10 protein-coding genes and 1 tRNA gene are annotated in these 12,581 nt (G+C 56.6%); 3 read left to right on the top strand and 8 right to left on the bottom strand.

Annotation, left to right across the window (positions count from 1 at the left end; all coding sequences use genetic code 11):
- The first annotated feature begins 141 nt into the window (after positions 1 to 141).
- Positions 142 to 1,389, top strand: a complete 1,248-nt coding sequence (locus CFBP5473_RS05200) for an AGE family epimerase/isomerase (protein WP_027674320.1) — start codon at positions 142 to 144, stop codon at positions 1,387 to 1,389.
- Positions 1,390 to 1,928: 539 nt separating this feature from the next.
- On the opposite strand, the gene CFBP5473_RS05195 is transcribed toward CFBP5473_RS05200, so the two are convergent.
- From CFBP5473_RS05195 to CFBP5473_RS05180, 4 genes are all read right to left on the bottom strand, one after another.
- Complete coding sequence (locus CFBP5473_RS05195) at positions 1,929 to 2,528, bottom strand: dual specificity protein phosphatase family protein (RefSeq protein ID WP_051441196.1); 600 nt, start codon at positions 2,526 to 2,528, stop codon at positions 1,929 to 1,931.
- 127 nt (positions 2,529 to 2,655) lie between these two features.
- Positions 2,656 to 3,108: a hypothetical protein gene (locus CFBP5473_RS05190; RefSeq protein ID WP_027674318.1), complete on the bottom strand. Its 453-nt coding sequence runs from the start codon at positions 3,106 to 3,108 to the stop codon at positions 2,656 to 2,658.
- 126 nt (positions 3,109 to 3,234) lie between these two features.
- On the bottom strand, positions 3,235 to 4,263 hold the full coding sequence (locus tag CFBP5473_RS05185) for a hypothetical protein (protein ID WP_037170775.1): 1,029 nt from the start codon (positions 4,261 to 4,263) through the stop codon (positions 3,235 to 3,237).
- 160 nt (positions 4,264 to 4,423) lie between these two features.
- Positions 4,424 to 4,499: transfer RNA gene (locus CFBP5473_RS05180), tRNA-Ile, on the bottom strand.
- Positions 4,500 to 4,678: 179 nt separating this feature from the next.
- On the opposite strand from CFBP5473_RS05180, the gene CFBP5473_RS05175 reads away from it, so the two are divergent.
- Positions 4,679 to 5,416 (top strand): SIMPL domain-containing protein, encoded by a 738-nt coding sequence (locus CFBP5473_RS05175; RefSeq protein ID WP_027674316.1) that lies wholly within the window; start codon positions 4,679 to 4,681, stop codon positions 5,414 to 5,416.
- A 103-nt stretch (positions 5,417 to 5,519) separates the two neighbouring features.
- Here the strand turns inward: CFBP5473_RS05175 and CFBP5473_RS05170 are convergent, their stop codons facing one another.
- Together CFBP5473_RS05170 and CFBP5473_RS05165 are read right to left on the bottom strand one after the other, a co-directional pair.
- Positions 5,520 to 5,861: a hypothetical protein gene (locus tag CFBP5473_RS05170; protein ID WP_027674315.1), complete on the bottom strand. Its 342-nt coding sequence runs from the start codon at positions 5,859 to 5,861 to the stop codon at positions 5,520 to 5,522.
- 162 nt (positions 5,862 to 6,023) lie between these two features.
- Positions 6,024 to 6,446 carry a secondary thiamine-phosphate synthase enzyme YjbQ gene (locus CFBP5473_RS05165; protein ID WP_027674314.1) on the bottom strand — a complete coding sequence of 141 codons (423 nt, stop codon included), beginning with the start codon at positions 6,444 to 6,446 and terminating at the stop codon, positions 6,024 to 6,026.
- A gap of 302 nt (positions 6,447 to 6,748) precedes the next feature.
- Here CFBP5473_RS05165 and CFBP5473_RS05160 point away from each other — a divergent pair, with 302 nt between their 5' ends.
- Positions 6,749 to 9,301 (top strand): HWE histidine kinase domain-containing protein, encoded by a 2,553-nt coding sequence (locus tag CFBP5473_RS05160; protein WP_027674313.1) that lies wholly within the window; start codon positions 6,749 to 6,751, stop codon positions 9,299 to 9,301.
- A gap of 8 nt (positions 9,302 to 9,309) precedes the next feature.
- On the opposite strand, the gene CFBP5473_RS05155 is transcribed toward CFBP5473_RS05160, so the two are convergent.
- Positions 9,310 to 10,284: a DUF930 domain-containing protein gene (locus CFBP5473_RS05155; protein WP_027674312.1), complete on the bottom strand. Its 975-nt coding sequence runs from the start codon at positions 10,282 to 10,284 to the stop codon at positions 9,310 to 9,312.
- A gap of 149 nt (positions 10,285 to 10,433) precedes the next feature.
- Positions 10,434 to 12,488 (bottom strand): RNA polymerase sigma factor RpoD, encoded by a 2,055-nt coding sequence (rpoD, locus tag CFBP5473_RS05150; RefSeq protein WP_027674311.1) that lies wholly within the window; start codon positions 12,486 to 12,488, stop codon positions 10,434 to 10,436.
- Between the last annotated feature and the right edge of the window lie 93 nt (positions 12,489 to 12,581).

The following is a 12,581-nucleotide window of genomic DNA, read 5'->3' as shown; positions in this document are numbered from 1 at the left end:
AGATATCTTTATGTCAACATATGAAACGGTTCAAGCAAACCATTTGCGTCCTAAACCAAGGTTACGAAATTTCCGTTATGGATGACACCCTTAAGCCTGAAAGATATAGGTAGAATCCAGACTGCATCAAAGGAGGATTGCATGAGCGAGACGGACAGCACGAAAGCCAACTGGAGCACCCTGCCCTGGCACCGGCAATGGCTGGCAAAGCAGGCAGAAGGCCTGTTCGATTTCTTCCAGTATCGCGCGGTCAATCCCAAGGGCGGTTTTTTCGATCTGGACCGTCAGGGCGTGCCTCTCGTTTCCGATAATCAGGTGCGCGGCATCCATGCTTCCGCGCGCATGGTGCATTGCTTTTCTATCGGCCACCTGCTGGGCCGTCCCGGCTGTGGTGATATCATCGACCATGGCATGACTTACCTCTGGAACCAGCACCGCGATGGCGAGCATGGCGGGTATTTCTGGCAGGTGAATGACGACGGCCCGGCAGATGCCACCAAGCAGGGCTATGGCCACGCATTCGTGCTGCTGGCAGCGTCTTCTGCCAAGGTCGTTGGCCACCCGCTGGCGGATGCGATGCTGGCCGATATCACCGAAATCCTCGAGACGAAATTCTGGGAAGACCGGCACGGCGCGATTTCGGAAGAGTTCTACCGCGACTGGTCGACAATCGAGAATTATCGCGGCCAGAACTCCAATATGCACCTGACCGAAGCGCTGATGGCGGCCTTCGAGGTAACGGGTGACAAGGCCTATCTCACCAAGGCCGAGCGCATTGCGGACCTCGTCATCCGCCGTGCGGCGGGTGCGCTGGACTTCCGTGTGCCGGAACATTTCGATGAGAACTGGGTGCTGGACAAGGATTACCGCGGCAATGAAATGTTCCGCCCCTCTGGCTCCACCCCCGGCCACTGGCTGGAATGGGCACGCCTCATCCTTCAGCTCTGGGTGCTTGGCGGGCACAAACATGAATGGATGCCGACGGCAGCGAAATCCCTCTTCGTTCAATCCATGGCGCTCGGTTGGGACCGTGAAAAAGGCGGCTTCTTCTATACGCTCGACTGGGACAACACGCCCGCAAAAACGGAAAAGCTGTGGTGGCCCATGTGCGAAGCCGCAGGTGCAGCCCACTTCCTCAACGAGCACCTGCCAGCCGATGAGTTCTACGAAGACAGCTACCGCCGCATCTGGAGCACCATCGCCAACCGCTTCCTCGACCATCAGCATGGTGGCTGGCATGAGGAACTGACGGAAGACCTCGTTCCCGCCAACACCCTCTTCCCCGGCAAGGGCGACATCTACCACGCTTTGCAGGCCTGCCTCATTCCACTGTTCCCGGCGGATGGAAGCCTGACGAAGGTTATTGCGGAAAAGGGTGGGCGGTTCTGAACTCGGGTTTAAGCGACTGCCGTTGCCTTGGCGCGGCTCTTGTTCTCGCTTTAAACGGTTCTTTTTGCAGCTGAAAACCAAGACCTCCGTCATCCTTGGGTTTGTCCCACTTCTGTCCGGTTTAAACTGGGTGGCTAGTTTGGGGCGAGAACAGCTTCCCCACTCGTCACCCCGGCCTTGAGCCGGGGTCCAGCAGACGCGCGTCTGCGCGTCGAAAAAGTCTTTCAGACCAAGGACTTGGTCTGGCTGGATCCCGGATCAAGTCCGGGATGACGGAAGTGGGGATTGCCGTTGCCACATTCATAGCCAGCGTTGCACTGGCGAGTCCGAGTTCGCACGGAGTACGAAAAACGAAATGCAATCAATGCCCTATACCAAGTCCATAAACCTCAGCCGGACAGCAGTGGGACAAGCCCTAGGATGACGCTCGTGGGTGGGTCAACTCTTCATTCCAAAGGCGCTGGCTTTGCAGAGCGCACCCCAAAAAAAGTTGGCCGGACAGCCCGCGACAAGCTCAGGATGACGGCAGCATGTGCCAATCAAAACCCAATCGTTTCCTCGAACTTATCCCAGGACGAATACATCGCGTAACGTCCGATCCCCGGGATCGGAATATGTCCGTAAAAAGGTGAGAGCTGAAACTCGGCTGCCGCCTCACTCTTCTTTGCCACGGCGCCCACATAGATGGCAGATGCAAGGCCGGTGCGGTTTGCGCCGTGTTCGCAATGAATGAGGATCGGCTTTTCGGCATCCTTCATTACCCGAACCAGCAACTCGGCATCCTTTTCGGAAAGCTCCCTGGCTGAACTGATCGGGAAATCCACGAGCTGTACGCCGCTCTTCTTCGCAGCGTTGCTTTCGGCCTCGTACCAGGCCTCGCGCTTCTCATCCCGCAGATTGATAATGGTTTTGATGCCCTTGGCCTTGGCATATTCGTTCACGTCGGCACCGCTCGGCTGGGCGGAGCGGTAGAGTTCGCCGGGCAGCACCTCGTGGAAGTTTCCGGTCAGCTGGTTGATGCCCATGTGGGCACCGGTCAGCACCGGCAGCCCGACGAGGCATATGGCGGCGATCTTCAAAATTCTGGTGGCGGAAATCAAACGAAAAACCTTCCGGTGCACTTCAGACGCGCGGCTCATGTGCCACCGGCATCCCTTCCGCGCAAGGTGTCAGAAATTGCCCACCAGAAATGTCGTAGTGCAAAACCATTGTAAAATCGCTTGCCGCCAAAGCCTTCCGGCTGCTCTCACGATGGCGTGATAACCCTCAATCGAACTCGGCTGAAATGACGGTCACGCGCCAATCCAGCGTCCTGGGATCCACATTCTCGTTGTTGCGCAGCCTGAACGGACGGCACGCCGCATAGGTCTCATGCGCCTCCAGCCGTCTCTCGCTTATCTGATAGGGATCGAAGGAAACGGATGCACGAAACGCTGGCTCGAAGCCTTCCAGCGTATAGGTCAACCGCCGCACGGCAACGCCGTTCGTGTTTTGAAAGCTGAGGCGAATGGGCGCGTTCGCATCCTGGCAGGTCGTATCGTAAGAAGCCGTCGCGATGATTGCCTCCAGCCTTTCGCCGGAGCGTATCCAGTCGAAAACAACCCAGACCGCCATGGCCGCCCAGACGATGCCAAGAGAAATCACCACCGGTTTCAGATGTCGCGGATAGGCAATGAGAAACAGCAACAAAACCGCCGTCAAAACCGCGCCAACGATCATGCAGGACCTCCCCCAACTTCACACGACATCCCACATGGATTCGCTGCCATTCTAACGATTACGAAAGCATTTGCGACCGGTGGCGTGATGTCGGGCGGTAAAGACCCTGTGACGATGCAACAAAGATCAGCCAGTTGCTGCCTGGGCGCGCTTTGGATTGGCAACATCCAGAACGGCGAACCAGATGGCAGCGATAATCAACATTGCCGTGCCGGATAGGACGGTAGGAAACGTCATATTTTCACTAACCACGATTTCGGCAGCGACCACCAAAATCTGAGCGCCCGCGAGAAAAACCGTTGTGAACGGCGATAACGAACATCCGCGCCGATCAAAATAGCGCCAGTAAAGCCAGACGAAGACCGGGATGAGAATGACGGTCCAAATGGTCTGAAAGGTGATGAACCAAGAAATTGGATGAATGATATCAGACAACAAAAAAGAAAAGGCATCCAAAGAAGTGAGCGGCGTAAGTTGCCGCGCAAACATCATCGCAAGAAAGGGTGGCCATACAACGATTCCCAAAAGGTTTCGGCAGGTAGGTGCACCAGTGCCATGGTCAGATTGGATCATGACGCCTTTCAAAAGCAGCCGGACAGCGAGCATGGATAAGAAAATACCGGCGATACTGCAGCCAATGGCAATCAACGGTTCGGATAATGGAATTGCGCCCATACGTAGCATCTCGAGGGTTCTCATCACAAAAAGCGGCATTGATGACAGCGTGCCAGTAAGCAAGATAAGCCAGAATCCCGACGTCAGAAGCGGCAATCGCAACAAGCCGCCAAGAAAGAGAGTGACTGCAACGCCACCGACGAGTGTGACGGTAATCAGCATGCTTCGAATCACGCTGTCCTCGCCGCCTTGCCCAGTCGCGAGAAGTGCTTGCGAAATACCGTAAGCTTGACTGAGCGCGGAAATAAAGATGAGAACCAGCAGTGAAAGGACGAAAACGCGCCGCCCCTCCAATTTGGGCGCGAGAAGTATCAGCACCTGCCCAAGCGCAAAGATGGTCGGCAGCGGCTGAATTCCAAGCGCCATGATTGAAATACGCGAGGAACCACCTCTTGCCATTGTCTCGTCTACAAGCCCCTGCTCCAAGCCCGGCAAAGGGATAGACCCACCGATTGCAAGGACAATCAGAATACCAAACATCGTCAATATGATAGATCTAACCGAATAATGGTCTTGAGAAAGATTGCGGTATGACAAACGAACATCCTCTGCTGCACGGAAAACATACAACAATAAAACGAGGCGATACCGCAAGTACACGCTTAGCGAAAATATTACTGACACGGAAAAGCAGTAAAAATGGTGGGCCTGGAGGGACTCGAACCCCCAACCAAGCGGTTATGAGCCGCCGGCTCTAACCATTGAGCTACAGGCCCTTCGAATGCGGCGCAATCGAGCAAGAGGCTGCAATGGTTCAGCCGGATGCGGGACAGGCTCTAACGTAATTTTGTTGGCGCGACAAGTCGTTGCAACCATTGTGGTGCCATCAATGCCGTAATAGCCTCATAATCTCCGGTCATAGAGATTGCAGGGACGTCAACAGAGGAAATTTTACATGGCATCCAAACTGGCTCGCTCCGTCGCGCTCGGCTCTTTCACATTGATTGCGGCGCTGCCGCTTGCGGCTTTGGCGCAGGAAAACAAGCCGCGTGAGGCGACCATCAGTGTTTCCGGTGAGGGAGATGCATCGATTGCTCCCGACATGGCGATCCTGTCCTTCAGCGTGGTGAAGCAGGCCGAGACGGCAGCGGCAGCACTGGAGGATAACAGCAAATCCATGGGTGAAGTTCAGGCTGCGCTGAAGGCCGCAGGCATTGCCGACAGGGATATGCAGACGACGAATTTCTCCGTGCAGCCGGTTTACAAGCAGTTTGAGCCGAAGGACGGCGTTTTCGTTCCGCCGGAAATCACCGGATATCAGGTAACAAACGGACTGACCGTGCGCGTGCGTGACCTGAAGAAGCTGGGCGAGATTCTCGACAGCTCCGTCAAGCTCGGCATCAATCAGGGCGGCGACATCACCTTTACCAATGACGACCCGGATGCAGCCGTGGCCGATGCCCGCAAGAAGGCGGTGGAGAATGCCGTTGCCAAGGCGAAAACCTTGAGTGAGGCCGCAGGCGTAAAGGTCGGCCACGTCATAGAGATCAATGAAAACGCCCCTCGCCCATTGCCCGTCCCCGCACCGATGATGCGCGCTTCCATGATGGAAAAATCCGATAGCGTCCCAATCGCGGCTGGCGAGAACACTTACAAAGTCACAGTCAACGTGACCTTTGCTCTTGAGCAATAAGCAGAAAGGCGCCTTCGCGGCGCCTTTTCCAATTTCCTGCCAAAAACAAAAAGCCCCTCACCATCTGCATGGCGAGGGGCTTTTGAATTACATCTAAAGGCCGTTAGCGGCGGATGACCGGGCAGCCGCGAACATTGGCGAAGACGACGCGGTCGCGACCACGACGATCAAAGCCTGCAACGACGACGCGGCGCGGCGACACATCAACGACGCGAGCGCGGCGAAGGCCCATGCGGCTTGCCTTTTCTTCCGCAAGCCAAGACGCGCAACGGTCACGACCGCGATCCGGGCGGCCCCAGCCATGTCCACCGTGACGATAACCATCCTGCACGAAGATGACGCCTGCTTTCACATCCGGGCCAGCGGCTGCGGTTGAGGCAGTTGCGGAAATTCCACCAAGCGCCATAAGCGCTGCCAGGCCTGCTTTTGCAATGTTGCTGATCATGGTCTTACTCCGTTTCGAAATCCTGGTCGTCGGGCCTCTGCGACCCGATCGATTGAGCAGACACTAATCAAGCTCGACTGAACGTTGGCAGAACCAACCATTCAGCCGTCATTCATAAAGATGAATTTCCGCGAAACCGCGAAAACCCGGAACGTTTTTGCTTCAAGCAGAAAGGTGAAGCACCACTTCACGACGATGCGGATGATCGCGGTGCTCGAACAGATAGATGCCCTGCCATGTGCCTAGCACGAGTTTTCCCTTCGATACGGGGACGCCGATGGACACCTGCGTCAGCGCCGATTTGATGTGCGCGGGCATATCATCGGGTCCCTCCATCGTATGTACGATCCACCGCATGGAAGGGTCCGAAGAGGGTGGAACGAGGCGGGCGAAGAACTGCTTCAGATCGCGCTGAACATCGGGATCTGCATTTTCCTGAATGATCAGCGAACAGGATGTGTGCCTGACGAAAACCGTCAGCAGGCCCTCGCCCATATCGGCAGACCTGACGAACTCGGCGACGTCGGCGGTAAACTCGTAAAGACCTTGCCCATGCGTGCTGAGGATGATCGATTTTTGCGGCACGAATATTCCTTCCCATGCGCGGAACCAAATGGCGCGTTCGGCGTTTTTTGTCCTAAGGCGAGGTAGGGACCCTCACGCATTCATTCCATGACAAACGAGACACATCTATGAAATGCCTTGCAAGTGCGCACGCAACAAGCATATGCGAATATAAAAAGATGCCGAATGGCAGAGCTGAATCGTTTGTCTCCAAGTACTTTCATAAATGGAATATTTTAACGCATAGCAATCTATTGTTGTTCCACTACAAAAGCGGCGCGTCTACCTACCATAGCATGACCAAATTCTCGAAAGATTGATATATGACGTCGATAGACCAGCAGGTCGACCTCACAAACTGCGACAGAGAGCCCATCCACATTCCCGGCAGCATTCAGCCGCATGGCTGCCTGATTGCCTGCGACAACGCCATGCGGACGGTGCTACGCCACTCGCTGAACTGTGAGGCCTTTCTCGGCATTGCGGGTGATCTGGTCGGTCGTCAGACGGAAGAAATCTTCGGAAATGTCGCCGTTCATGATTTTCGCAACGCGCTGACAGTAACGGCAAATAGCAGCCGCGCTGCCCTTTTACCCAATGTTCAGCTGGAAAATGGCAAGGTGTTCGATGTTGCCGTTCATCGCTACAAGTCGGTGACCATCATCGAACTGGAGCCCGTAAGCGAGGAAACGCGCCCGCTTCACACTGCCCAGCTGATGATCGACCGTATCCGTGAATCGGATAATGTCGACAGCCTCATTTCCCGCACCTCCCGCCTGATCAAGGCGATGCTCGGCTATGATCGCGTGATGATCTATCGCTTCGAGCAGGATGGCGCCGGAAAGGTAATCTCGGAGGCAAAGCAGCCAGCGCTGGAAAGCTTTCTCGGTCAATATTTCCCCGCAAGCGATATCCCCCAGCAGGCACGCGCGCTTTATCTCAAGAACACGCTGCGTATCATTTCAGATGCGAGCGGCGCGAGGGTCAACGTCGTACCGACGATAGATGCCTCCGGTGAGCCGCTGGATCTTTCCTTTGCGCATCTGCGCAGCGTTTCGCCCATTCACTGCGAATATCTGCGCAATATGGGCGTGGCGGCATCCATGTCCATCTCCATCATCGTGGATGGAGAATTGTGGGGGCTGATTGCCTGCCACCATTATTCACCACGCGTTCTGCCCATGCCCATGCGCATTACCGCAGAAATGTTCGGCGAGTTCTTCTCCCTGCACCTGCAGGCGTTGAAACAGCAAAAGAAGCTGACGACCGCGCAGGAAGCACATGCGGCGCTGGATAAGTTCCTGCGCCTTGCCACCCACCATACGGATATCGAAGAACTGCTGGTCGAAAGCCTGCATGATTTCAAGACGCTGATGCCCTGCGATGGCGTTGGTCTATGGATGAACGACAACTGGTATGGCATGGGCAACACCCCGCCAGATGCGGCCATTCCACAGATCGGAAGGCTGCTCAGTTCCGTTTCCGAAGGAAAGCTTTGGGCAACGCACGCCCTGTTCAACCACCTGCCGGAAGCGGAAGAGTATAGCAGCCAGACTGCCGGTGTTCTGGCCGTATCGCTTTCGCAGGTGAAGAACGATTATCTCATGTTCTTCCGCCGCGAGTTGATCCAGACACTGAACTGGGGCGGCAACCCGGATAAATCCTACGAAACAGGCCCGCTGGGAGACCGTCTGACGCCGCGAAAGAGCTTCGCGCTCTGGAAGGAGACGGTGCACAAGCAGGCCCAGCCCTGGACGGAAGAAGACCGCCAGATCGCCGAGGCCGCGCGTGTGGCACTGGTGGAGGTCGCGTTCCGCCACAGCGAAGTCATGGCGGGCGAGCGAGCGCAGGCGGAAGTGCGTCAGCGCATGCTGAACGAGGAACTGAACCACCGGGTCAAAAACGTTCTCGCCATTATCAAATCGCTCGTCGGCAACCCCACACAGGAAGGCCGCACGCTACAGGAATATGTTTCAGCCTTGAAAGGCCGCATACAGGCGCTCTCCTTTGCGCATGACCAGGTGGTACGCGGCGAAGGTGGCGGCATGCTGAAGGATCTGCTCGATGCCGAGCTGTCCCCTCACCGCTCTCCAGACAGCACGATTGAGATGGACGGGCCGAATATTCTTCTGGACTCACGCGCTTTCTCCGTCATGGCGCTGGTGTTGCATGAGCTTGCAACCAATGCCGCCAAATATGGCGCGCTGGCCCAGCCGGGTGGATCGCTCTCCGTGCGCTGGCGACTTAACGACATGCGCGACTGCGTTCTGGAATGGCAGGAAACCGTGCCCGGCACGGTTACCCCTCCGCTTCGCTCCGGCTTCGGCACGGCGCTCATCAGCCGCAGTGTGCCATACGATCTCGGCGGCAAGAGCCGCATCGACTACCTGCCACACGGCGTAGAGGCCCACATTCTCATTCCGTCGCGCCACGCATCGGTCAGCGCTGCGGGCCCAGATCAAGACGCCGAACTCGGTGGAAAGGCCGACTTCGCATCCTATTCCTCGGAGGAACCCTTGAACGTATTTCTTGTTGAAGACCAGATGCTGATTGCGATGGATGTTGAATATATGCTGGAACAGCACGGCATTACCAACATCGAAACCGCATCCTCCTCTGCCATGGCATTGGACAAGCTGAAGACGGCGAAGCCGGACGTGGCCATTCTCGATATCAACCTGGGTGCCGATACCTCAATTCCCGTGGCTTATGAGCTGCTGCGCCGTGAAATCCCCTTTATGTTCGCAACCGGCTATGCCGACGGCATCATGGTGCCTAGCGAATTTTCGCATGTGCCCGTCATCCGCAAACCCTATGATGAAGACTCGTTGATGTCCTCCATCGGCAGGCTGGTTGGCAGGCGAGTGGACGCGTGAGGCGTCCGCTACTGCGTTCTGAAACCGCGCTGCCGTGCTTCCTCAGGGGATAGTTTCGGACGAATGTCGTAACGGAAATCCGTCACCAGATATCGGTCGATATTCACCGTGCAGTGTCCCTCGAAAGGATACCATTCCGGCCCAACATTGAAGGCGCCACTGGCTTCCCACACATTGTCGTTTATCGTCCGCTTGGAATAGAATATTCCTTCCGCACTCGGTTTGCCACGGCGTTCCGCTGCAAATTGCTGCAGGATTTCGGCCTGGCATAATTGCTGCACCCGGTCGCGGGGCGGCAGGTTCCCGAAGATTTGGCGCATCATCGGCCCAGGCGGCCTTGCTCCCGCAAGTATTTTTCTCGCGGGCTTCAGATCGGGATTACCGCTGCCAGCGGGTGACGCCTCTTGCGAGGCGGGTCGCTCCTCCGGCTTTTCCGGTTTCGGCAAGGGAACGGCGACGTTTGCGATTTCAGTTTCAGCCGGTGCGTCCGAGGCTGGAAGCTCTCCATTTTCCGCAACAGGCGGCAGTGGAGAATTCTTCTCACCAGCCTCTGCCGCGTCTTTCATCTCCTCAGTGGGCTGCTGGGCGGCCTCTTCCTCTTTTGGAAGTTCGTCAGCTTTTGCCTGATCGCCCTCGGCAGGTTTGGGCTGTTCCTGCCCTCCATTTTCCTCTTGCTCACCTGCTTCGTCGCGCTCGTCCAGCTGCGTCTGTCCAGGGCGGATGGCGGCATCTACCGCAGCAGCCGCAGCAGGTTTCGGTGGCGGTGGCGGCTCTTCCTGCTTGGCCTGAGGTGGTGGGGGTTCGGGCTGCTTCTGCTCCTCCGCCTTCTTTTCTTCCGGCGGCGGAGGTGGTTCCTCTTTCGGAGGTTCCACCAGTTCGACGCTTACGCTCTCCGGTTCCGCAGGTGCCTCGCTCATCTGCGGCCATTGCAGATAAAAGGCACCGACAATCAGAACATGCAGCAGCACGGAGGCCGGAAACATCCAGCTCCTCTGCAACCAGTTCTTTTTCGGTGCCTTATCCAATGCGCAAAACCTCTGGCAAACAGTGGGGCCAAATACGACATACCGTTTCAAAAAGAAAAACCCGGCCAGAGACTGACCGGGTTTTTTGTTCTCTTGTCGATGTCAGATCAGCTGTCGAGGAACGAGCGCAGCTTGCGCGAACGGCTCGGATGCTTGAGCTTGCGCAGCGCCTTGGCTTCGATCTGGCGAATACGTTCGCGGGTAACCGAGAACTGCTGGCCGACTTCTTCCAGCGTGTGGTCCGTGTTCATGCCGATGCCGAAGCGCATACGCAGAACGCGCTCTTCACGCGGCGTCAGCGAAGCCAGCACGCGGGTCGTCGTTTCACGCAGGTTCGCCTGAATGGCGGCATCGATCGGCAGAAGCGCGTTCTTGTCCTCGATGAAGTCACCCAGATGCGAATCCTCTTCGTCACCCACCGGGGTTTCGAGCGAGATCGGCTCCTTGGCGATTTTCAGAACCTTGCGGACCTTTTCGAGCGGCATGGCCAGCTTTTCAGCCAGTTCTTCCGGCGTCGGCTCGCGACCGATTTCATGCAGCATCTGGCGCGATGTGCGAACGATCTTGTTGATCGTTTCGATCATGTGCACCGGAATACGGATCGTGCGGGCCTGGTCGGCAATCGAACGGGTGATTGCCTGACGAATCCACCACGTCGCATAGGTCGAGAACTTGTAACCGCGACGATATTCGAACTTGTCGACCGCCTTCATCAGGCCGATATTGCCTTCCTGAATGAGATCGAGGAACTGCAGACCGCGGTTGGTGTACTTCTTCGCAATCGAGATAACCAGACGAAGGTTGGCTTCCACCATTTCCTTCTTGGCGATACGAGCTTCGCGTTCACCCTTCTGCACCATGGAAACGATGCGGCGGAATTCAGCAATCGAGATACCGGTTTCCTGCGCCAGATTCTGGATTTCCTGACGGATATCGCGGATCGTATTGTTTTCTTCGCGCGCGAATTCCTTCCAGCCCTTGGCAGCAAGGTTGGCAATGGACTTCATCCAGTTCGGATCGAGTTCCGCACCGTGATACTGCTCGAGGAAGCTGTCACGCTTGACGCCGTAGGATTCGGCCAGACGCAGCAGACGGCCTTCGTTCTGCATCAGACGCTTGGAAATGTCGTAGAGCTGCTCAACAAGGCTGTCGATACGGTTCTGGTTCAGCGACAGCGACTTGACCGCCGTGATCAGCTGATCCTTCAATTCCTTGTAACGACGTTCCTGACCCGTGGAGAGCGTGCCGGTGCAAGCCAGACGCGCTTCAACCTGCTGATCCTGAAGCTTGCGCAGCTTCTTATAGGTATCGGCAATGGTATCCAGCGTTTCCATGACCTGCGGACGCAGTTCCGCTTCCATCGCGGCAAGCGAGAGGTTGGACTCGTCGTCGTCCTCTTCTTCTTCTTCCGGCGGCAGGCCTTCGCCGCCGACGTTCGTCACGTCGTCGTCGCTGGACGGACCGCGCGCACGGCGGGTCTTTTCCTTTTCTTCGGCTGCCTTGCGGTCAGCCTCGATCTTTTCCGGGCTCTGGAACTGCGGCGCAGCCTTGGCTTCTGGACCGGAATAGGTCGTTTCGAGATCGATGATCTCGCGCAGAAGCGTGGTGCCTTCGTTGAGTTCGTCGCGCCAGATGATAAGCGCCTGGAATGTCAGCGGGCTTTCGCACAGGCCGGAGATCATCGTCTCGCGGCCAGCCTCGATGCGCTTTGCAATGGCGATTTCGCCTTCGCGCGACAGAAGCTCCACCGAACCCATTTCGCGCAGATACATGCGAACCGGGTCATCGGTACGGTCGGTCGGCTCTTTCTTCTTGGCGGTCGCAAGTGCGGTGCCGCTGGAAGGAGCCAGTTCTCCGCCTTCCGATTCTTCGCTATCGGAATCTTCGGCATCGGACTCCGGCGACGCTTCTTCGGCGTCCTCGTCCTCGATGACATTGATGCCCATTTCGCTGAGCATGGCCATGATGTCTTCGATCCGATCAGGATCGACCTGATCAGACGGCAGGACCTCGTTCAGCTCATCCATGGTGACATAGCCGCGCTTCTTGGCGGCTTTGATCATCTTTTTGACTGCGTCATCCGAAAGATCGAGAAGCGGCCCATCCGTCGCGCCATCGCGTTCGTTTTCAGCTTCTTCGTTTTCTTTGACTTTGGTTGCCATCTATCTCGTCGCTTTCCCTGACGCTAACATCCGCTCCTCGGCAACGCCGTCCACCTCATAAAGGTTTCCGGCAATAACCGCGAATCACGTCAA

Source organism: Agrobacterium larrymoorei, from assembly GCF_005145045.1.
Lineage (GTDB): Bacteria > Pseudomonadota > Alphaproteobacteria > Rhizobiales > Rhizobiaceae > Agrobacterium > Agrobacterium larrymoorei.
The sequence above is the reverse complement of the archived record's forward strand: the minus strand, read 5'-3'. Positions and strand labels throughout refer to the sequence as shown.

Coding starts and splice junctions, on each gene's coding strand:
- CFBP5473_RS05200 (WP_027674320.1), top strand. CDS start 142: ATGAGCGAGACGGACAGCACGAAAGCCAACTGGAGCACCCTGCCCTGG.
- CFBP5473_RS05170 (WP_027674315.1), bottom strand. CDS start 5,861: ATGATCAGCAACATTGCAAAAGCAGGCCTGGCAGCGCTTATGGCGCTT.
- CFBP5473_RS05155 (WP_027674312.1), bottom strand. CDS start 10,284: ATGTTTCCGGCCTCCGTGCTGCTGCATGTTCTGATTGTCGGTGCCTTT.
- CFBP5473_RS05190 (WP_027674318.1), bottom strand. CDS start 3,108: ATGATCGTTGGCGCGGTTTTGACGGCGGTTTTGTTGCTGTTTCTCATT.
- CFBP5473_RS05175 (WP_027674316.1), top strand. CDS start 4,679: ATGGCATCCAAACTGGCTCGCTCCGTCGCGCTCGGCTCTTTCACATTG.
- rpoD (WP_027674311.1), bottom strand. CDS start 12,488: ATGGCAACCAAAGTCAAAGAAAACGAAGAAGCTGAAAACGAACGCGAT.
- CFBP5473_RS05195 (WP_051441196.1), bottom strand. CDS start 2,528: ATGAGCCGCGCGTCTGAAGTGCACCGGAAGGTTTTTCGTTTGATTTCC.
- CFBP5473_RS05185 (WP_037170775.1), bottom strand. CDS start 4,263: ATGTTTGGTATTCTGATTGTCCTTGCAATCGGTGGGTCTATCCCTTTG.
- CFBP5473_RS05160 (WP_027674313.1), top strand. CDS start 6,749: ATGACGTCGATAGACCAGCAGGTCGACCTCACAAACTGCGACAGAGAG.